Origin of the sequence: Parasphingorhabdus sp., from assembly GCF_036964675.1 — a bacterium.
Lineage (GTDB): Bacteria > Pseudomonadota > Alphaproteobacteria > Sphingomonadales > Sphingomonadaceae > Parasphingorhabdus.
The window spans coordinates 3,802-22,198 of record NZ_JBALTF010000047.1 but is presented as its reverse complement, the minus strand read 5'-3'; the positions used below and the strand labels follow the sequence as shown (position 1 = coordinate 22,198).

Sequence of the window (18,397 nt, the reverse complement as noted above, 5' to 3'; positions counted from 1 at the left end):
CGACCAGATCATCTTGACCGGATAGCCGGTGGCCTTGGCGATTCGTGTTGCCATGATGACAGCGTCGCTTTCCGACCGGCGTCCAAAACCGCCGCCGAGATAGGCGTTGTGATAGGTCACGTCGTCAAAATCGAGACCAGCAGCATCAGCAGCGGCCTGGCGGGCATTGACCGGGGCCTGATGGCCCGACCAGACGTCGCATTTGCCGTCGCGCACCCAGGCGGTGCAGTTCATCGGCTCCATCGTCGCATGGGCGAGGAATGGCACTTTATATTCGGCTTCGACCCTAGTCGCCGCACCGGCAAAGCTCTTGGCGACATCGCCTTCCTCGGTTTCCATATCACCGCCATCCTCACCGGCTTCGTCGAGAGCGCTGGTGTAGCGGGCGAAGATCGCGTCCAGATCAAGGTCGTCGGCTTCGGTTTTGCTATATTGGGCGGTGATGCTGTTCAGTGCCTGCTGGGCCTGCCAATAGCCATCGGCAACCACGGCGACAAAATCCCCCATGTTGAGAATCTGCAGCACGCCCGGCATGCTCTTGGCGGTCGTCGCATCCATTGATGTAACCGTTGCGCCAATGACCGGAGCGGCTTTGACCGCCGCATATTTCATCCCCGGCACATCGGCATCAATGCCAAAAACGGCGCTGCCATCGACTTTTTCCGGAATATCATGGCGCGCCTTCGGCTGGCCCATGATCTTGTAATTTTCCGGCGATTTGAGCTTCGGCTTGGCGGGCAGGCTTTGCTCCGCCGCAGCGAGGGCAAATTTCGCGAATGTTTCGGACTTGCCGCTTTTGGCATGCGAAATCATGCTGTCCGCGGTGGTGATCTCGCCAACCGGGACTTGCCATTCGCTCGCCGCTGCTGCGACCAGCATTTCGCGGGCGGCAGCGCCGGCGGTGCGCATCGCCCGCTGGCCGGTGGCGCGCACCGAATAGCTGCCGCCGGTAAATTGCAGACCCATGGCCTGCGCCAGTTCCAATATGCCGCCGGCGACCGTCGGTTCGAATATTGCCGGAACTTCGAGATTGGGAGCCAGAAAATCGCGGGCGATCGAATCGGAGACATATTGCATGTCGGCGGGCGCTTCGAGAATCTGCACCTTGCTCCAGTCGGCATCCATCTCGTCTGCCAGCATCTGGGCCAGCGCGGTATAGACACCCTGCCCCATTTCGACATGCGGGATCACGGCAGTGACGATATTGTCGGCATCGACCTTGACCCAGGCATTGAGCAATTGCTCATCCTCGCCATTGGTCAGCAGCGGACTCAGCCGGTCGATCGGATTGCCCTGACGCACGGCGACGCCAACCACCAGCGCGCTGCCGGCAACCACGCCTGCACCGATGAAGGCCCGGCGGGTCCATTTGCCCTTTTTCGCGGATCTGTCGTTCGCTGTCTTGCTCATGCCACCGACTCCTGCGTGGCCGACCGCCCGGCTGCTGCCTTGATCGCCTGGCGAATCCGGTTGTACATGCCGCAGCGGCAGACATTGCCGGCCATCGCCGCATCGATTTGGGCATCGGTCGGTTGCGGATTTTTCTCCAGCAGCGCGGTCGCCGCCATGATCTGGCCCGACTGGCAATAGCCGCATTGCGGTACCTGGGCTGCGATCCAGGCCTGCTGGACCTTGTGCAAAGTGCCGTCTTCACCGGCAATGCCTTCGATCGTCGTGATGGCCTTGCCTTCGGCTGCAGAAATCGGCGTCGAACAGCTGCGGATCGGTTGGCCATCCAGATGCACGGTGCACGCGCCGCACTGGGCGATGCCGCAGCCGAATTTGGTGCCGGGCATTTTCAGATTTTCTCGCACGACCCACAATATCGGTGTCGCCGGGTCAACATCGACCTCTTTGGCCTGGCCGTTGACGTTGAGCTTGATCATGGAAGTTTCACCCGGATGATTGAATAGCGATTTGCAACTGATAGCGGAGCGATCCTGTCAAGCCAAGAGGCCTTTGGGACAGGGGGGCAATCTGGTGAACCGGTTTGTATGCAGGTTGCGGATCAGGCGAAAATATCGGCAAGGGCGCTGGTATCGGCACCCTCTTTTACGGTGCGCAGATCAACATAGATCGACGCGACCCCGGCTCCCTGCAATGCTCCGGTGATCGTGTTGCTAACCAATGTGACAATCGCCAAAAATATTGTGCTGATCGAACCGACAAATGCAACGAAGAGTCCGAAGACGAACGCCAGGGCAAAAAAGACCAGCAACAGCACGAAGATCATCCGTTTCGATCCGGAGGTCAATTCTGCGCTGCGCTTGAGAGAATCGATGATCCCTCGATTTTCGGCCATCATCACCGGAGTGGCGACCACCCACATTAGATAGAGAATGATGCCGGGCACGATAAGCAGCATCATGCCGAATCCGATCCCGAGAGCCATTATTATGCCCAAGCCGATCAATGGCAGCAGTTTTTTTAGCGCCCTGGTAAAACATTCTGCCAGACTGAGCGGCTTGCCGCCCAGATCATTGAGCGTTGCGACGATCAGAGTTGCTTGCAACAAAATCGAGAGCAGCATCAGCGCAATGAAACCAAATCCTTGCGATGAATAGCTGGCTGATACGTTAAGTCCGTCCGCGCCAGTGGTGAAATTGCCCTGGGCGGTCTGCAAAAGCGCGTTGGGAATACCGATGATCAGGAAGGACAGGCCGAGATAGATGACCGGGTGTCGGGTGATGACGCCAAAGCTATTGTTGAGCACCCGGCTGATGTTGATTTTGCCAGCTAGTTCCGCCATGTTTTCGTCTCCCCCTTTGTCGCGCTATCGACTGGCTGGCATATTTCTGATCGCGGGTAAAGTTGAACTGCCGTCCCCAATCTTCACCCTTGCTCCCGATACCGGTTTCTGCGACATCCTGCCGGTGACTGAAGCGCAAGACAAGAGTGGCAAGGCAAGCGCTTCCTTCGATGCGTCGTGGAACGATGTGCGAACCGATAGCGAAATCCAGTTTGTCCCGAGCCAGCCGCCCAACCCGCCGGAATCGCCGCAATGGTGGCTGGATTTCCTCGCATGGCTGGGCAAATTGCTCGCGCCCGTGATGGAAGCGCTGGCGGCGGCATGGCCGATATTGCGGATCCTGCTGCTGGCCTTGCTGGCCGCTGGCGTGCTGACTTTGCTTTGGGTGATATTGGCGCCTTATGTTGAGCAATGGCGCGGCCGAAAACGTCCAGCCGAAGACGTCTGGCAACCGCAACCGGATGCTGCCCGCGCGTTGCTGGCGGAGGCGGAGGCGTTCGCCGCTACCGGACAATTTGACCAGGCGGTCCGCTTGCTGCTCCATCGCAGTATCGCCGATATCGAACAACGCCGCCCGCACTTGCTGCGACCATCCAACACAGCGCGCGAGATAGAGCGGTTTGCCGATTTGCCGGAAGCCCCGCGCGCGATGTTTGCGGTGATTGCCGGTCAGGTCGAGCGCGGCCTGTTTGCGGCTTTGCCGATTGACGAGAGCGGATGGCGGATATCGCGGGACGCCTATGCCGGCTTTGCGCTCCGCGAAGGCTGGCGCGGCTCGGCCAAAACATGAGCATGCAGGCCAATCCCTTTCAGCGAACCACGATCATGATCATGTTCGCGGTCAGCTTCGCGGCGTTCGTGGCCTTGCTCTATGGACTGGGCATGGGCGACCCGCTGGCCTCTGGCAAGAATGGCGAGGCGCACGGTGCCTCCAACAGCATCGTCGGTTACAAGGCGCTGGCCAATCTGCTCGAAAAAACCGGTGTGCCGGTGCAATATTCCCGCTCCCCGGCGGGCATGGACAATGCGGGTCTGCTGATTTTGACGCCCGGCCCGTTTACCCCGACCGAAGATATAAACGCCGTGGTCCAGCAGCGTGCCTATGCCGGGCCGACGATGATCATATTGCCGAAATGGCAAGTCTTCAAAGACCAGAAGCTGCAAAAAGGCTGGATGATGCGCGGCGACCTGTGGGGCGCGGAACCGGGCGTCAAAATGCTGAAGGATCTGGCGGACGTCAGCATCACTGTCGATGACAAGGCCCGTCCGGGCCGATCAGTGGCCTCGGCGGTTGGCGCGCAGGTGAAAACCCCCGAACGGCCGGTCATGATCAAGGGCGATTTTATCCGCACCATCGTGCGCGGACCGTCGTCCAAGGGGGCGCTGGTCGCCTATCTCGATGATGGCGGCGTCTATGCGCAGCTCGACCGCCTCGATGATTCGAAAATCACCGATGCAGATGAAATAGATGAATCCTATTATCCGGTGGTGATCGTCGCCGATGCCGACTTGCTCAACAATGCCGGCATGGCCGACAAGCCGACCGCGCGCCATGCGCTTGCGCTGATCAAGGCGGCGGCCACGGCGAGCGATGGCGGTGTGACCTTCGATCTGACCTTCAACGGCCTGGGCAGCGCGGAAAACCTGCTGACCCTGGCCTTTGCCCCGCCGTTTCTTTCCGCCACCATCTGTCTGATCACGGCGGCGCTGGCGGCGGCGTGGATGGCCTTCAACCGCTTCGGACCGCCGGTGGTCGACAAACGCGGCATGGATTTTGGCAAAGCCGCCTTGGTCAACAACAGCGCCGCCTTTATCAGCCGGATGCAGCGTGCCTATCTGGTCACCGACCTTTATGCCGACATGATCCGCGCCCATGCGGCTGCGGCAATCGGCATCAGCCCGCTGGCCAATGAACAGGAAATCCATCAGAAGCTGGATGCGCTGGGGGAGAGTGGCGGCAACCGTTTCTCTGCCTTTTATGATCAGCTGGTTCGCGCCCGCAAACCGCAGGAAATCGCCGACGGGGCCGCAGCCCTCCACGCTTGGAAAAAGGAATTTATCGGATGAACATCGACGAACTGAAGACGCTGGCAGACAATATCCGCGACCAGGTGGCCAAGGCCATTATCGGGCAGGAGGAGATTGTCGACCATCTGCTGATTGCGCTGTTTTCGTCCGGCCATGTGCTGCTCGAAGGGCCACCGGGAACCGCCAAGACTTTTCTGGCGCAATGTTTCTCCGCCACCCTCGGCCTTGATTTCGGCCGCATCCAGTTCACCCCCGACCTGATGCCCGGTGACATTATCGGATCCAATCTGTTCAACTTCCAGACCAGCAATTTCACCCTGACTCGAGGCCCGATTTTCTGCGACCTGTTGCTCGCCGATGAAATCAACCGCACCCCGCCGAAAACCCAGGCGGCGATGCTGGAGGCGATGCAGGAACGATCGGTGACCATCGATGGCGAGACTCACGCTCTGAGTCCGCGCTTCATGGTCGTCGCCACCCAGAATCCGATCGAGCAGCAGGGCGTTTATCCTTTGCCCGAGGCCCAGCTCGACCGGTTCCTGTTCAAGCTGCTGGTCGAATATCCCGATGCAGAAGAAGAAAAACGGATTGTCAGCCAATATGGTGAGCGCATCGGTGCGCCGGTGCCAAAGGATTTTGGCATAGAAAAACAGGTTGATAGCGCGACCCTGACCGCCGCGACCGAGACGGTGCAGTCGGTGAAACTGGTCGAGGATGTGGTCGACTATGTCGTCCGCCTGATCCGGGCGACCCGCGAAACCGCCGATCTGGAAAATGGTGCCAGCCCGCGCGCTGCGATCATGCTGGCCAATGCCGCGCGGGCGCGGGCAGCGATTTCCGGGCGTGACTATGTGATTCCCGATGATGTGAAGACGCTGGCCCCGTCGGTGTTGCGCCACCGGACGATATTGTCTCCGGCAGCCGAAATTGAAGGCCGGCAGGTCGACAGCATTATCACCGAACTGGTTGAACGGACGGAAGCACCCCGTTGAATTTTTACCCCACCGCACGGGCCATCTGGCTGATTGCGCTGGGCGCGCCGATTGCCGCGATCCTGGCGGCGATCATCCCGTCGCTATGGGCAATCGGTGCGGCCTGGGCGTTGATGCTCATGCTCCTGCTGCTGCTCGACGGTCTGGTTGCTGCCAGAGCAAATGCGGTGCAGCTGGCGGTCGCCAATAGCACCGAAATCGGCGCACCGATGATATTGGGGCTGGAGGCGATATTCTCCGGCAGGATCGCCCCGCGCAGCGTATCTGGGAATCTCGGGCTGGACGATCGGCTGGCGGAACAGGGGACGGTTGCCTTCTCGCTCGAACGCAGCACGGCCGCCAAGGACGCATTTTCAGGGCAGGCCACCATCATTCCGGTGCGGCGCGGGATTGGCGAGATCGGCAGATTGTGGCTGCGATGGAAAGGGCCGCTGGGTCTGGCGTGGCGACAGATTCAGAAACAGAGCGGGCAGAGCGTGGCGGTGATGCCGAATATTTCGGCGGTGCGCAGTCCGACGGTGCAAATGTTCCTGCGCGATTCCGTCTTCGGCCTGCTTGCCCGGAAAATCAGGGGTGAAGGCAGCGAATTTGAAGCTTTGGCCGAATATCAGCCGGGCATGGACCGGCGCAGCATCGACTGGAAGGGATCGGCGCGGCACCGCAAATTGCTGGCCAAGGAATATGACGCCGAGCGGAACAACCAGATCATCTTCGCGCTGGATTGCGGTTCGGCCATGTGCGAGCCGATTGATGGCCTGCCGCGGATCGACCGGGCCGTGTCGGCGGCGCTGCTGACCGCCTATATCACGCTCAAGGCAGGCGATCGCACCAGCCTGTTCAGCTTTGCCGCCAAACCGGAATTGTCGACGCCCTTTCTTTCGGGCAGCCGCAATTTTTTCCGGTTGCAGCAGGAAGCCGCGACCATCGACTATCGGCATCAGGAGAGCAATTACACATTGGCGCTGTCGACTTTGCAAAGCCGGCTCCAGCGGCGGTCGCTGATCATCATCTTCACCGATTTCACCGATCCGACCGCAGCCGACCTGATGCTCGAGGCGGCGGGACGGTTGATCGACAAGCATCTGGTGCTGTTCGTGGTTCTCGAGGACCGGGAACTGACCTCGATCATCGATAGATCCCCCGAAAGCGCCGAAGATGTCGCGCGAGCGGTGACCGCCCAGAATCTGCTCGCCCAGAAAAAACTGGTGGTGACCAGGCTCCGGCATATGGGCATTGATGTGATCGAAGGCGCGCATCAGGATATCGGCACGCGCCTGATCAACTCCTATCTCAACATAAAAAGGCGGGGCAGTCTGTGAGCACGGAGCAAGCATTGAGCGCAGCAGTGCTGCGCAGCGACCGTTTCCGGCTGGAACGGGAAGCGGACTGGATCCGGCTGGAAGCGATGGTCACCAAAATGGAGAAGGGCAAGTCCCGGCGGCTGTCGGATGACGATGTGTTGGCCCTGCCCACCTTGTACCGGACGTTGCTGTCCAGCCTGTCGATTGCCCGGGAAAATTCGCTCGACGCCGGCCTGATTGATTATCTCGAGGGGCTGGCGCTGCGCGCTTATTTTCTGGTCTACGGCACCCAGACCAGCTTCGGTCGCTGGCTCGGCAGTTTTTTTGGCGGTGGCTGGAGCCGGGCGGTCCGGGCGATCCGATATGATATCTGGATTGCCCTGTCGGTGATGATCGCGGGAGCCCTGATCGGCTATATATTGGTCGCAGGCGACAGTGACTGGTTCTACGCGCTGGTGCCGGGGAATTTTTCCGATGTCCGGGTACCGGGCGCGAGTGAAGCAGCGTTGCGCGGCACGCTGTTTGGCGGGCAGGATGGCGATGGGCTGGGTGTGTTTGCCGCCTTTCTGTTCAGCAATAATGCGCAGGTCGCGATTCTCGCCTTTGCGCTCGGCTTTGCCTTTGCCATTCCCAGCATCTTGCTGCTGATCCACAATATGGCGCTGCTCGGCGCGATGCTCTGGGTGTTTGCGCAACGGGGGCTGACGACCGAATTTGTCGGCTGGCTCTCGATTCACGGCACCACCGAGCTGTTCGCGATCCTGCTCGCCGGGGCAGCGGGGATCCATGTTGGTCGGTCGATCGCCTTCCCCGGCACCCGCTCGCATCTCAAGGCGGCCAGCGATGCCGGCAAGCGGGCCGCTCTGGTCATGGTCGGCGTGATCGTGATGCTGATCTGCGCCGGCTTGCTCGAAGGCTTTGCCCGGCAACTGGTCGACAATACGGCGGGTCGCTTTGCAGTGGGCGGCGGCATGTTGCTCTTGTGGCTGCTCTATTTCATCGGCTTTGGCCGGACAAGGCGGAGGCCCGGCGCATGAGCGATAGCAGCGCCGTCGAGCCATGGATCCGGCAATCCGCCAATCCGAAATTTGACCGAATCCTGGTCACGCCGGAAGGGGTGCCGCTCAATGTGACGATCGCGGCTGCGGGAGCGCGGGCGGGTGCGTTGCTGCTCGACATTGTCATTATCCTGGGACTGATCATATTGGTGACCATCGCTGGTCTGGCCCTTCTATGGGCTTTCGGGGTCGCACTGGGAGGCAATCTGCAAAATGCCAATGGTCCGCTGCAATTTCTGGCTGTCCTCTGGATCATTTCCGTATTTCTGTTCCGCAACGCCTATTTTCTCTATTTCGAACTGGGCGATCGGGCGGCGACATGGGGAAAACGGGCCGTCGGCATCCGGGTGGCGGCGCGGGACGGCGGACGGCTGACCGCCGAAGCGGTGATCGCGCGCAACATCGTGCGCGATGTCGAACTTTTCCTGCCGCTGGTGTTTTTGTCCTCCGCTGAAGCCAGTGGGACGATGTCCGGCCTGACCGCCTGGGCGGGCTTTCTCTGGGTGCTGATGTTTCTGCTCTTTCCCTTGTTCAACAAGGACCGGCTGCGCGGCGGTGACGTGATCGCCGGCACTTGGGTGATCCAGAATGTGAAAAAGAATCTCGGCGATATTGTTGCGCCTTCGGCGATAGCGCCGGACGGGGCCGCGCCGGTCGCGCGCTATCAATTTTCCGATGCAGACCTGTCGGTCTATGGCGAATATGAATTGCAGACATTGGAAAATGTCCTGCGCATCGATCAGGATGACGCGCTGCAAAAGGTGGCCGCGTCGATCTGCCAGAAAATCGGCTGGGAACCGGGCAGCGGCGACGAGCGGGCTTTTCTGGAAGCTTATTATACCGCCCTGCGGGCGCGGCTGGAGCGCAGCATGAGATTCGGCAAGCGGCGCAAGGACAAGCATTCTCCTCACGAATGAGCAGGGCGGATGCAGGAGACCGGATAGCGCCGATCCGTGCTTGCCGTAGCGTCAGCTTAATTGCTCGGTTAATTGCTTGTTTCCGGCGGTTTTCAGCCTATAGTCCGGGCAAATTGTGACCAAGGAGCACTCCCATGAATCTGGAATTCACCGAAGAAGAAAAAGCCTTTCGCGCTGAAGTGCGTGAATTTATTGAAAATAATTATCCGCAAAATATCGGGACTCGCGGCGTGCAGGATGACCTGAGTCCGCAGGACATGGTCGCCTGGCACAAGATTCTCGGCAAAAAGGGCTGGTCGGTTCCGGCCTGGCCAACGGAATATGGCGGCACCGACTGGACGCCGACGCAGCGCTATATCTGGTCGGAAGAAAATGCGCGGAAAAACACTGTGATGCCTTTGCCCTTTGGCGTCGCGATGGTCGCGCCGGTGATTTACACATTCGGCAATGAAGAACAGAAAGCACAGCATCTGCCCGGCATCCGTTCGGGTGAAGTGTGGTGGTGTCAGGGCTATTCGGAACCGGGTGCCGGCTCCGATCTGGCCTCGCTGAAAACCACAGCGGTGCGGGACGGTGATGATTATATCCTCAACGGCCAGAAAACCTGGACGACGCTGGCGCAGCATGCCGACTGGGGATTCTTCCTCTGCCGCACCGACCCGGACGCGCCCAAGCCGCAAATGGGCATCAGCTTCATTCTCGTCGACATGAAGACACCGGGGATCGAAGTCCGTCCGATCAAGCTGATCGACGGTGGCTATGAAGTCAACGAAGTGTGGCTGACCGATGTCCGCGTTCCCGCGACCAATTTGATTGGCGAAGAGAATAAGGGCTGGACCTATGCCAAGTTCCTGCTCGCTCATGAACGCTCCGGCATTGCCGGTGTGGCGCGTTCCAAGCGCGGTATCGAACAGCTCAAGGAAATTGCAGCTTCCGAATTGCTCGATGGCAAGCCACTGATCGAGGACATGGGTTTTGCCCAGAAGATCAGCCAGCTGGAGATCGACCTTTCGGCTCTGGAAATCACCGAATTGAGAACCCTGGCAGGCGAACAGGCCGGCAAGGGACCGGGACCGGAGAGCTCTTTGCTGAAGGTCAAGGGCACGGAAGTGCAGCAGCGTCTGACCGAGCTGACGCTGGAAGCGGTCGGCCATTATGGCACGCCCGATTTCCGCAGCTTTCCGGATGACGGGTCGAACGACTTCCCGATTGGTCCGGACTATGCTCATCATGCGGCACCGACCTATTTCAACATGCGCAAGACGTCGATCTACGGCGGGTCCAACGAGATCCAGCGCAATATCATCACCAAAATGATCCTCGGCCTTTAACCGGACCGATACAGGGGAACCAAAATGGATTTCGATTTTACCGACGAACAAAATATGGTGCGCGACGGAATTTCGCGCCTGATCCGCGAACAATATGACTGGGATACGCGGCGCAGCGTGATCGCAAGCGAATCCGGCTGGCGGCCGGAGCTTTGGTCACAGCTGGCCGAGCTTGGCATGCTGGCCGCGCCATTTTCGGAAGAAGATGGCGGATTTGGCGGCGCCACCGAAGCAATGATCATCATGGAAGAATTCGGCAAGGGCCTTGCGGTCGAACCGTTCATTCCGAGCGTGGTCTGCGCTGGCGGTTTTCTGAAACATGGCGGCAGCACAGCGCAGCGCGAAGAATATATCGGCGGGATTATTTCCGGCGAGATGGTCTTTGCCTTTGCCTATGCCGAACCGCGCGGCCGCTATGATCTGGCCAATCTGGAAACCACGGCCAAGGCCGATGGCGGTGACTATATTCTCAATGGCCACAAGGCTGTCGTCATTGGCGCACCATGGGCGACGCATTTTGTTGTGACCGCCCGCACCGCCGGTGGACAGACCGACAAGGACGGCGTGTCCGTCTTCATTGTCGCCAAGGATGCCCAGGGTGTGAGCACGCGCGACTATGCCACGGTCGATGGCCGCCGGGCTTCGGAAGTCTATTTCGAAAATGTCAAACTCTCGGGCGACGCCCTGATCGGTGACGCCGACAGTGCGCTGCCGCTGATCGAGAAAGTGGTCGACGAAGCCACCGCCGCGGTCTGCGCCGAAGCGGTTGGTGCGATGAAGGTGACCAACGATACCACGCTCGACTATTCGCGCCAGCGCAAGCAATTCGGTGTGCCGATCGGCTCCTTCCAGGTGCTGCAGCACCGCATGGCGGACATGCTGATGGAATATGAGCAGTCGGTGTCGATGTGCTATCTCGCGACGATCAAGCTCGATGAAGATGACGCGACGCGCAAGAAAAACGTCTCCGCAGCCAAGGTCCGCATCGGCCAGGCGGCGCGTTTCATCGGCCAGTCGGCAATCCAGACCCATGGCGGCATGGGCATGACCGACGAGCTGGCGGTGGGCAGCTATTTCAAGCGTCTGTCGATCATCGAAGGCGAGTTCGGCAGCGTCGATCATCATATGCGGCGGCATATTGCGCTGGCTGCTGGTTAGACAAAACTCGTCATCCCGGACTTGATCCGGGATCCAGAGCGATAGCGCGCAAGGGTCGCGATCTTGGTTCTGGATGCTGAATCGAGTTCAGCATGACGAATATGACCCTATCATTTAAGGGGATGGAGCCTGTCTGGCTCTGTCCCCTTTTTCGCGCTAGGCCAGTGTCATCCTTTGGAGAGGATGCAGATGAAGATAAAATCCGGCTCGGCCTCTGGCGGTGTCTATCGCTATTATGTGCTGGTCATGCTGATGCTGACCTTCATGTTCAACATCGCCGACCGTCTGGTGATGTCGATCGTGATCGAGGACATCAAGGCCGAATTTGTCTTGAGCGACACGCAGATCGGCCTGCTCGCCGGCACGGCATTCACCGTCTTCTATCTGATATTGGGAGTTCCGGCCGGACGGCTGGCAGATCGCGCCAATCGCAGGACGATGGTGGCCGTGTCTTTGTCCTTGTGGAGTCTGATGTCGGCGCTGTGCGGTGCGGCTTTGGGTTTCTGGACATTGCTGCTCGCCCGTCTTGGCGTTGGCGTGGGGGAAGCTGGCGGCGGTCCGCCGTCGGTTTCGATCATCACCGATTATTTTGCGCCGCATGAATTGTCGCGCGCCATGGGCATATTTGCCGTCGGCGCCGTGCTCGGCCCTGTGCTGGGCTATGCCGCCGGGGGACTGGTGGCAGAGGCTTATGGCTGGCGGTGGACCTTTGTGATTCTGGGCCTTCCGGGGGTATTGCTGGGAATCATCCTCTATCTCACCGTCCGCGAGCCAAAACGCGGCCGCTTTTATCCGCAAGATGCGCAGAAAACCGGTGCGGATAAGCAGCAACCGTTCATGATCACGATGCGGTCACTGTGGAGCAACAGCGTCTTTGTCCGCGTGGTCCTCGCCAACAGCTTCACCAATATTCCCTCCTTTGCCTTCGCAATTTGGCTGGCCCCGACATTGATCCGCAATTTTGACGTCACCCAGGGAGAGGTTGGCGTTTATCTTGGTGCGGTGTTGTTTGCCGGCGGCGTTCCCGGGATGATTTTGGGCGGCTATCTGGCTGATTTTCTCGCCAGGAAAAATCCCCGATGGCGGCCATATTATTGCGCGCTGGCGGTGCTGATGGTCTTGCCATTCTGGACCTTCTGCCTGTTGTCGGCCAGCCTCGAAATGACCCTCGCGCTCTACATCTGCGGCTATGTTCTGCTGGTGTCCACCCAGGGCGCGGCCATCTCGATGGTCCAATCGGCGGTCCTGCCGACCGAACGTGGCACCGCCTCCTCGATCAGCAGCCTGTCGATCAACCTGCTCGGTTACGGCATCGGACCCGCACTGATCGGCCTGATGAGCGACAATTGGGCCGACACCTATGGCAGCCTGTCGCTCAACTATGCGGTGATTGCGACCGTGGTGGTGAGCCTGACCATGGCAAGCTTCCTGTTCTGGTGGACCGGCAAGGCGGTGAACGCGGAGCTCGGCCCCGCCCTGGCCCCCGCCTGAACTAAAGCAGCAAGCCACCATCGGCGATGATGGTCTGGCCAACAATATAGTTGGAAAGCGGCGACGCCAGAAACAGCGAAAGCCCCGCCATGTCATCGGGATCACCTATTCTGCCCAGCGGTATCGACTGGATGGTGGCTTCCCGGCGTTTGGGATTGTCCGTCGTCACCTTGGTCATCTTGGTCGCAATCAGGCCCGGCGCAATGCCGTTGACCCGGATGCCATCGGGGGCCCAGGCCTTGCCCAATGTCCGCGTCAGTCCCGCCGCGCCCGCCTTGGAGGCATTGTAACCGGGATTGCCGACCGTGGCATGGAAGGCAGCGGTCGAGCTGACGATGATCAGCGAGCCCTTTGCCTCTTTCAGCAAATCGTAAAATTGTCCGGCGCAGGTCATCAGGCTGTTGAGATTGACCTGAACCACCTTGGCGAAATTTTCCGGTTCAAATTCGGCCCGCTTGTACAGCACCATGCCCTGCGAGCAGATCAGCACATCCATCTGCTCGAATTTCTGCCGCAAGGCGATGATCGCGGAATCATCGGCGGCGTCGAGCTGATGAAAGGTCAGGCCTGCCAGATCAGAGCCCGCGTCAGCAGCATAATCTGCTTCGCTGGCCCGCGTGCCGGTGACATGGACCTCTGCCCCGCAGCCGCGAAAGGCCTGCGCCGTGGCATTGCCGATCCCGCTCGAGCCGCCGATGATGCAGACGGTTTTGCCGGTAAAGTCGAGGGACGTGTCAATCATGATCTTCTCCTATGCAATTGACTATTGGCCGAGCATTTCGAGATCGTCTAGAGCTTGTTGCACAATCTACCCCGGAGCAGAGACATTATGGATATTCCCTTTTCCCTCGCAGGCCGCACCGCGCTGATCGCGGGTGCCTCATCGGGTTTTGGTGCGCGTTTCGCCAAGCTGTTCGCAGCGGCGGGCGCCAATGTCGTGCTGGGGGCCCGGCGAACCGACCGGACAGATGCTTTGGCCAAAGAAATTATTGATGCCGGGGGCAAAGCGCTCGCTGTTCCGCTCGATGTCACCGACGAGGATTCGATCATCGCCGCTTATGATGCGGCGGAAGCAAGTTTCGGGACGGTCGATTCGATTGTTGCGAATGCCGGTGTTGCCGCGACCGGCCGCGCGACCGAGGTGCCGGCAGACCGGCTGCAGACCCTGCTCGATACCAATTTCAAAGGCGTCTATCTGGTCGCGCGCGAAGGCGCCAGGCGCCTGATCGCCAGCGGCAGCCGGGACAAGGAAAATGGCCGGATCGTGATCATCGGTTCGATTACCTCGCGGCTGACCGGCGAAGGCGACAGCGCTTATGCCGCCAGCAAGGCAGGGGTCACTCATCTCGGCCGCAATCTGGCGCGCGAATGGGTGCGGATGGGGGTCAATGTGAACACCATCCATCCCGGCTATATCCCGACCGAAATCCAGGGCGACTGGTATCAGACCGCAGGCGGCGAAGCGCAGATCGCCAGTTTCCATCGCCGCCGGTTGCAGGATATCGAATCGCTCGATCCGATGATGCTCTATTTTGCTTCCGACGCGTCGCGGATGGTGACGGGTTCGGATATCATCGTCGACGACGGCCAGTCCCTCTGACCAGGCGGATGATCGGTCCTAGCTAAACAAAGGGTGCCGGGAGTAAAATAATCCTGTCATAGCTTTGACATGGTAGAGGATATTCGCCCCAACGAGGGCATCGAGAATAAGGCAGATTCTGTAGCTGCGTCGCGGCGTCGCGCCAATTATGCGCTTGCCGTCCTGTTCGTCGTCACCATGCTCAATTTTCTCGACCGGCAGGTGATCTCGATTGTCGCCGAACCGATCAAGCGCGATCTGGGGCTTTCTGACACGCAGCTTGGCCTGATGACCGGCCTGTCCTTCGCGATTTTCTATACAACGCTGGCGATCCCGCTGGCGGCGCTGGCGGATCGCTGGAACCGCAGCCGGATTATCGCCATTGCGATTGCCGTCTGGTCCTTGATGACCGTGCTGTGCGGGCTGGCGGGCAATTTTGTCCAGCTGTTCCTGGCGCGCGTCGGGGTTGGCATTGGCGAAGCCGGATCAGCGCCAGCATCGCATAGCCTGATTGCCGACCTGTTCCCGCCCGAACGCCGGGCCGGTGCGCTCGGGATCATGGGCGCAGCGGTGCCGGTCGGCGCGTTTCTGGCTTATGCCGGAGGCGGCTATATCACGGAATTGTTCAGCTGGCGGGCCGCGTTTCTGCTGGCCGGTTTGCCAGGAATAATCATTGCCGTGGTGATCTGGTTCACCGTGCCCGATCCGCGCGGCAAGGTCAGCCTGGCCAAGGCCTTTCAACCTGCGGCCGGTGAGATGACCTTGCGCACAGCCTTGTTCGAACTGTCGCGCAAACCCGCTTATTGGCATCTGGTTGCAGCCGGGGTGCTGGTGCAATTTGTCTCTTATGGCCTGGCCAGTTTCTATGGCGGCCTGTTCGTCCGGGTGCACGGCATGAACTATGGCGAGCTTGGCTGGAAGCTGGGCGTGATGGTCGGGATAACCGGCGGTTTCGGGGCCTGGTTTGGCGGCAAGGTCGGCGATATTATCGGCAAGCGCGATCCGGCCTTGCCACTGCTGGTCAGCGGACTGGTTCTGGTTCTCGCGGGCCCCGGCATGATTGCCGCCATCTACGCCGACAATGCCAATGTTGCGATTGCCCTGCTGGGATTTCCGACCTTTGCCGCGACCTTCTATTTTGGTCCCAGCTTCGCCGCCGTCCAGACCTTGGCCAGCGACCGAACACGGGCGATGGCGGTCGCGATATATTTGATGTTAGCCGGCCTGATCGGACTGGGCATCGGCCCGGTTTTCGTCGGCGGCCTGTCAGACTATTTTGCCGGCGGCAATATTGCTCTCGAAGCGAGCGCGCTTCAGCGGGCGCTGATGGTGCTCGCCTTGTTCAACCTATGGGCGGGCTTTCATTATTGGCGCGTCTGGGTGTGGATGAAACGCCAGCAGGCCTAGGGCCTGACCCTGGCGGTTCACTTGCCTCCTGCGACATAGAGACATTGTCCGGTCACCCAGCTCGACGCCGGTGAAGCCATATAGACCACCGCCGCAGCAATATCCTCTTCCCGGCCAAAACGGGCCAGCGGGATCTGAAACTGCTTGAGCAATGACTCGCGCTTCTCGTCGGAATCGATGCCCATCGATTCGTCGAAATTCTCGGTCGGGATTGGGCCGGGTGCCACTGCATTGACCCGGATTTTCGGCGCCAGTTCGAGCGACAGACTGGCGGTCAGGCTGTTCACCGCCGCCTTCGACGCGCCATAGGGGCCGTTCTTGACCTGCCCGCCCATCGCTGCGCGCGAGGATATATTGATAATCGCGCCGCCATCATCGGCCATATGCTTGGCCGCTGCGACGGCGCCCATCCACACGCTTTTCAGATTGAGTTCAATCTGTGCGTCCCAGCTTTCTTCTGGCGTGCGGGTCAGATAGCGGGGCGTGCCATCGGGCAGGCCGCCGGCATTGCTGACCCAGATACTCAGGCGACCGAGTTCCTCGACCGCGCGGCTGGCGAGATTTTCCAGCGCGGCGCGGCTGGTTACATCGGTCGGAACCGCGATCGCGCGGCGACCCAATGCGCGAATTTCTGCGGCGACCTTTTCCAGATCATCGGCGGAGCGCGCCGCCACCGCAACATCCGCTCCCGCCTCGGCCAGTCCGAGCGCAATCGCCCGTCCGATGCCCTTGCCGGCGCCGGTGACAACGGCAACGGTGCCGTCCAGTTTGAATTGATCCAATATGCCCATTATTTCATCCTCTTGATCGGTTCGGTCATTGATTGATCCGCTGGGCCGCCGCGCGACCTGCGATATAGCCAAATGTCAGGGCTGGCCCCAAAGTGCCGCCGGCGCCGGCATAGACGCTGCCGGTTGGCGCGCTGATCACATTGCCCGCCCCGAACAGTCCGGCAATCGGCTCGCCATCGACACCGAGAATCTGCGCCTGCGCATTGGTTTTCGGACCGCCATTGGTGCCGAGCGCGCCCATTTTGATTTCCACCGCGTAGAAGGGTGCCTTGGTCAGCGCACCCAGAGTCGCAGCCGCACCCTCGCGAGAGCGGTCGCCATAGAAACGGTCATAGTCGGTCTTGCCGCGGGCAAAATCCTGATCATCCAGCCGCTCGGCCAGATCATTGAACCGGTTGACCGTGGCCGGAAGATTTTGCGCATCGACACCGATTTTCGTCGCCAGTTCCTCAAGCGTATCCGCCTTTGCCACCCAGTCCGGCAATGGCGTACCTGGCATGAACGAGGCCAGTGGATAGCGCTCCCGATATTGCGAATCGAAAATCAGATAGGCGGGCAGGTTGGGATAATCATAAGTCGCCGGTTCGAACCGATGAAAGGCCCCGGCCAGCGCCGAGTAGTTCGCCGCTTCGTTGCAGAATCTTTTACCGTCGCGGTTGACCAACAGGCCATGCGGCAGGGTCCGTTCGATCAGCACCGGCATGTTGCGGACCTCGCCGCTCTGCCACTCGGACTCCGGCACGGCGAGGGTCGGCACCCACCAGGCGCTGGTCATATTGCCGAGGCTTGCGCCCGCTGCCATTGCCATTTTCAGGCCATCGCCCTTATTGGTCGGCGGCGAGGCCGGCGCGTCGAGCGGCCCGCGCAAAAAGGCATGTTTCAGCGCTTCATTCCATTCAAATCCGCCGGTCGCCAATATCACCGCCTGCCGTGCGCTGATTGTTTCCTGCTGGTCTCCGCGTTCGACAATCGCGCCGGTGACCCGTCCATTTTCGATACAGAGCCGGTAACCGCCGCATCCCAGATCAGGTTTGATGCCACGTTCCAGGCAGGCCTTGAGCAGCCGCCCGACCAGCGCCTGCCCCCAGCCGCGCTGATCCCGGTCGGCCCGCTGCTGCAATTCTGCCGGATCGACCACGCCGCTGCCGCCGCCAAGCGGCGTCTCGCGGAGCATCATTCTCGGAGAGGGGCCATTTTGAAAGACCCGGTCTTTCCATTCGCCGAGCGAGGTAAAATCAAACAGGTCATTGTCGAGCGATCGTCCGCCATCGGCTTTCGCGCCGGGACGATCCTCGTAATAATCCGGATAATCCGGCATCATCGTCAGCCTGATCGCATCAATCCCGGTCAGGAAAGACAGCATCTGCCGGGCCTCGGTGACAAAAGCGCCGAGCACAGCCTCATCCATTTCGCCATGGTCGAGTGACAGAAAATAGGCCAGCGCGTCAGCGGCACTATCGTCCTTGCCCTGCGCTGCCATCTGGTCATGATCGGGCAGCCAGACCACACCGCCGGAAATCGCAGCGGTTCCGCCCAGCCGGTCCTGCTTTTCGATCAGCCGGACCGACGCACCGGCGTCGTGCGCCGCCAGCGCT

The 18,397-nt window shown here is 60.2% G+C and carries 17 protein-coding genes; 11 read left to right on the top strand and 6 right to left on the bottom strand.

The features are described from left to right. From V7665_RS09450 to V7665_RS09440, 3 genes are all read right to left on the bottom strand, one after another. The coding region (locus V7665_RS09450) for a molybdopterin cofactor-binding domain-containing protein (RefSeq protein WP_335664289.1) at positions 1 to 1,410 on the bottom strand (1,410 nt) is incomplete at its 3' end. Then, positions 1,407 to 1,886: a (2Fe-2S)-binding protein gene (locus tag V7665_RS09445; protein WP_335664288.1), complete on the bottom strand. Its 480-nt coding sequence runs from the start codon at positions 1,884 to 1,886 to the stop codon at positions 1,407 to 1,409. The genes V7665_RS09445 and V7665_RS09450, both read right to left, overlap by 4 nt. A gap of 122 nt (positions 1,887 to 2,008) precedes the next feature. Then, the gene (locus tag V7665_RS09440; protein WP_335664287.1) at positions 2,009 to 2,749 is read right to left on the bottom strand and encodes a DUF7544 domain-containing protein; all 741 of its coding nucleotides are present in this window, start codon (positions 2,747 to 2,749) and stop codon (positions 2,009 to 2,011) included. Between V7665_RS09440 and V7665_RS09435 the strand changes: the two genes are divergently transcribed. From V7665_RS09435 to V7665_RS09395, 9 genes are all read left to right on the top strand, one after another. Continuing rightward, positions 2,748 to 3,539, top strand: coding sequence for a hypothetical protein (locus tag V7665_RS09435; protein WP_335664286.1), 792 nt, complete (start codon positions 2,748 to 2,750; stop codon positions 3,537 to 3,539). The genes V7665_RS09440 and V7665_RS09435 overlap by 2 nt on opposite strands. Continuing rightward, a complete protein-coding gene (locus V7665_RS09430) occupies positions 3,536 to 4,816 on the top strand; it encodes a DUF4350 domain-containing protein (protein WP_335664285.1) in 1,281 nt (426 codons plus the stop codon). The genes V7665_RS09435 and V7665_RS09430 overlap by 4 nt, the downstream gene beginning before the upstream one ends. After that, positions 4,813 to 5,769 (top strand): AAA family ATPase, encoded by a 957-nt coding sequence (locus V7665_RS09425; protein ID WP_335664284.1) that lies wholly within the window; start codon positions 4,813 to 4,815, stop codon positions 5,767 to 5,769. Before V7665_RS09430 ends, V7665_RS09425 begins: the two co-directional genes overlap by 4 nt. Beyond that, a complete protein-coding gene (locus V7665_RS09420; protein ID WP_335664283.1) occupies positions 5,766 to 7,088 on the top strand; it encodes a DUF58 domain-containing protein in 1,323 nt (440 codons plus the stop codon). Before V7665_RS09425 ends, V7665_RS09420 begins: the two co-directional genes overlap by 4 nt. Positions 7,089 to 7,102: 14 nt before the next feature. After that, complete coding sequence (locus V7665_RS09415) at positions 7,103 to 8,107, top strand: stage II sporulation protein M (RefSeq protein WP_335664282.1); 1,005 nt, start codon at positions 7,103 to 7,105, stop codon at positions 8,105 to 8,107. Further along, complete coding sequence (locus V7665_RS09410; protein ID WP_335664281.1) at positions 8,104 to 9,045, top strand: RDD family protein; 942 nt, start codon at positions 8,104 to 8,106, stop codon at positions 9,043 to 9,045. The genes V7665_RS09415 and V7665_RS09410 overlap by 4 nt, the downstream gene beginning before the upstream one ends. Positions 9,046 to 9,179: 134 nt before the next feature. Continuing rightward, positions 9,180 to 10,376: an acyl-CoA dehydrogenase family protein gene (locus V7665_RS09405; RefSeq protein WP_335664280.1), complete on the top strand. Its 1,197-nt coding sequence runs from the start codon at positions 9,180 to 9,182 to the stop codon at positions 10,374 to 10,376. A 24-nt stretch (positions 10,377 to 10,400) separates the two neighbouring features. Beyond that, a complete protein-coding gene (locus V7665_RS09400) occupies positions 10,401 to 11,534 on the top strand; it encodes an acyl-CoA dehydrogenase family protein (RefSeq protein ID WP_335664279.1) in 1,134 nt (377 codons plus the stop codon). 189 nt (positions 11,535 to 11,723) lie between these two features. After that, the gene (locus V7665_RS09395; RefSeq protein ID WP_335664278.1) at positions 11,724 to 13,025 is read left to right on the top strand and encodes a spinster family MFS transporter; all 1,302 of its coding nucleotides are present in this window, start codon (positions 11,724 to 11,726) and stop codon (positions 13,023 to 13,025) included. A 1-nt stretch (position 13,026) separates the two neighbouring features. Here the strand turns inward: V7665_RS09395 and V7665_RS09390 are convergent, their stop codons facing one another. After that, a complete protein-coding gene (locus tag V7665_RS09390) occupies positions 13,027 to 13,764 on the bottom strand; it encodes an SDR family NAD(P)-dependent oxidoreductase (protein ID WP_335664290.1) in 738 nt (245 codons plus the stop codon). Positions 13,765 to 13,854: 90 nt separating this feature from the next. Between V7665_RS09390 and V7665_RS09385 the strand changes: the two genes are divergently transcribed. Both V7665_RS09385 and V7665_RS09380 read left to right on the top strand, forming a co-directional pair. Beyond that, on the top strand, positions 13,855 to 14,625 hold the full coding sequence (locus tag V7665_RS09385; protein ID WP_335664277.1) for an SDR family NAD(P)-dependent oxidoreductase: 771 nt from the start codon (positions 13,855 to 13,857) through the stop codon (positions 14,623 to 14,625). Between the two features lie 69 nt (positions 14,626 to 14,694). Beyond that, positions 14,695 to 16,011: a spinster family MFS transporter gene (locus V7665_RS09380; protein ID WP_335664276.1), complete on the top strand. Its 1,317-nt coding sequence runs from the start codon at positions 14,695 to 14,697 to the stop codon at positions 16,009 to 16,011. A gap of 17 nt (positions 16,012 to 16,028) precedes the next feature. Here V7665_RS09380 and V7665_RS09375 read toward each other — a convergent pair whose 3' ends face one another. After that, positions 16,029 to 16,802 carry an SDR family NAD(P)-dependent oxidoreductase gene (locus V7665_RS09375; protein ID WP_335664275.1) on the bottom strand — a complete coding sequence of 258 codons (774 nt, stop codon included), beginning with the start codon at positions 16,800 to 16,802 and terminating at the stop codon, positions 16,029 to 16,031. Between the two features lie 25 nt (positions 16,803 to 16,827). Continuing rightward, on the bottom strand, positions 16,828 to 18,397 hold a 1,570-nt coding region (locus V7665_RS09370; protein ID WP_335664274.1), incomplete at its 5' end, for an FAD-binding protein.

Excerpts from the sequence above, each read along its gene's own strand:
- V7665_RS09380 (WP_335664276.1), top strand. The coding sequence starts at position 14,695 with ATGGTAGAGGATATTCGCCCCAACGAGGGCATCGAGAATAAGGCAGAT.
- V7665_RS09440 (WP_335664287.1), bottom strand. The coding sequence starts at position 2,749 with ATGGCGGAACTAGCTGGCAAAATCAACATCAGCCGGGTGCTCAACAAT.
- V7665_RS09405 (WP_335664280.1), top strand. The coding sequence starts at position 9,180 with ATGAATCTGGAATTCACCGAAGAAGAAAAAGCCTTTCGCGCTGAAGTG.
- V7665_RS09400 (WP_335664279.1), top strand. The coding sequence starts at position 10,401 with ATGGATTTCGATTTTACCGACGAACAAAATATGGTGCGCGACGGAATT.
- V7665_RS09410 (WP_335664281.1), top strand. The coding sequence starts at position 8,104 with ATGAGCGATAGCAGCGCCGTCGAGCCATGGATCCGGCAATCCGCCAAT.
- V7665_RS09445 (WP_335664288.1), bottom strand. The coding sequence starts at position 1,886 with ATGATCAAGCTCAACGTCAACGGCCAGGCCAAAGAGGTCGATGTTGAC.
- V7665_RS09425 (WP_335664284.1), top strand. The coding sequence starts at position 4,813 with ATGAACATCGACGAACTGAAGACGCTGGCAGACAATATCCGCGACCAG.
- V7665_RS09430 (WP_335664285.1), top strand. The coding sequence starts at position 3,536 with ATGAGCATGCAGGCCAATCCCTTTCAGCGAACCACGATCATGATCATG.
- V7665_RS09375 (WP_335664275.1), bottom strand. The coding sequence starts at position 16,802 with ATGGGCATATTGGATCAATTCAAACTGGACGGCACCGTTGCCGTTGTC.
- V7665_RS09385 (WP_335664277.1), top strand. The coding sequence starts at position 13,855 with ATGGATATTCCCTTTTCCCTCGCAGGCCGCACCGCGCTGATCGCGGGT.
- V7665_RS09435 (WP_335664286.1), top strand. The coding sequence starts at position 2,748 with ATGTTTTCGTCTCCCCCTTTGTCGCGCTATCGACTGGCTGGCATATTT.
- V7665_RS09395 (WP_335664278.1), top strand. The coding sequence starts at position 11,724 with ATGAAGATAAAATCCGGCTCGGCCTCTGGCGGTGTCTATCGCTATTAT.